Origin of the sequence: Vulcanibacillus modesticaldus (genome assembly GCF_001730235.1) — a bacterium.
GTDB classification, from domain to species: domain Bacteria; phylum Bacillota; class Bacilli; order Tepidibacillales; family Tepidibacillaceae; genus Vulcanibacillus; species Vulcanibacillus modesticaldus.
Genome location: NZ_MIJF01000080.1, coordinates 1 through 1,152, shown reverse-complemented (window position 1 = coordinate 1,152; position 1,152 = coordinate 1). Strand labels below are relative to the sequence as shown.

Annotated in this window: 1 protein-coding gene; it reads left to right on the top strand. The window is 31.9% G+C overall.

Going from position 1 to position 1,152, the window contains the following annotated elements; translation table 11 throughout:
* Positions 1 to 72: 72 nt before the first annotated feature.
* Positions 73 to 1,152 (top strand): IS3 family transposase gene (locus tag BHF71_RS10535; protein ID WP_245683861.1). Its coding sequence is split into 2 segments (ribosomal slippage), with 1,081 coding nucleotides annotated over them: positions 73 to 313 and positions 313 to 1,152; the frame shifts between segments, so codons are not numbered across the junction. This gene is flagged as partial in the annotation.

The window sequence follows — 1,152 nt, the reverse complement described above, 5'->3', positions numbered from 1 at the left end:
TGGAGTTAGTATAGTTTTGTGGACACACCTTAGTTAAGTCTAATACAATAATTTTGAGAGGATGTGTCCTATATGAAAAGAAAAGGTGTAGCAAAAAAATATACTGAAGATTTTAAACAAACAATAGTGGAACTCTACAATTCTGGAACTCCAGTAAAAAAATTAAGTAGCGAATATGGTGTATCTGAAGTAACGATATATAAATGGATTAGGTCCTATACCCCTGTAGGTGAAGGAAAGGATTCCTTGACTCCTAAAGAGATAGAGAAGATACAAAAAGAAAACCTACGTTTAAAACAGGAGATTGAAATATTAAAAAAGGCTATGACCATATTCGCGAAAAAGTGAACGATTCAGAACTTATCAATTTTATCAATAAGCATGAGGGTGAACACCCAGTTAAACTAATATGTAAAGTACTTGGTGTTCCAAGAAGTAGCTATTACCATTCATTAAACAAAACACAGTCTAAGCGTGAGCGTGAAAATCAAGAATTAACAGAAAAAATCAAACAAATCCATAAAGATAGTAAGGAACGGTATGGTGCTCCTAAAATTCATCATATACTTTTAACCGAGAATTATCATGTTAGTTTAAAACGGGTACAACGATTGATGAAAAAAGCAGGGATTCGCTCTATAACTAAGAAAAAATATCGACCTTACCAAAGTAAAGAAAAAATTGTGGAACACGAAAATCTTTTAGATAGAGACTTTTCAACCACCAATATTAATCAGAAATGGGTTGCAGACATTACTTACATCAACACACTTAAAGATGGTTGGTGTTATTTAGCTTCTGTGATGGATTTGCATTCTAAAAAAATTGTTGGGTATTCATTCTCACGCTCTATGACTACTGAATTGGTCATTAAAGCCTTAGAAAATGCTATAAATAATCAAAAACCTAGTAAAGAATTAATTCTTCATACAGATTTAGGTTCTCAATATACAAGTTCAGAGTTCACAGGATATGTTCAAAGTCGTAAAATTATACAATCATTTAGCAGAAAAGGTAATCCCTATGATAATGCTTGTATTGAATCATTTCATGCTATATTGAAAAAAGAAGAAGTAAATCACGTGCAATATCTAGATTACTATTCTGCTAAGATAGCAATTTTTCAATATATTGAGGGCTGGTACAACCGAA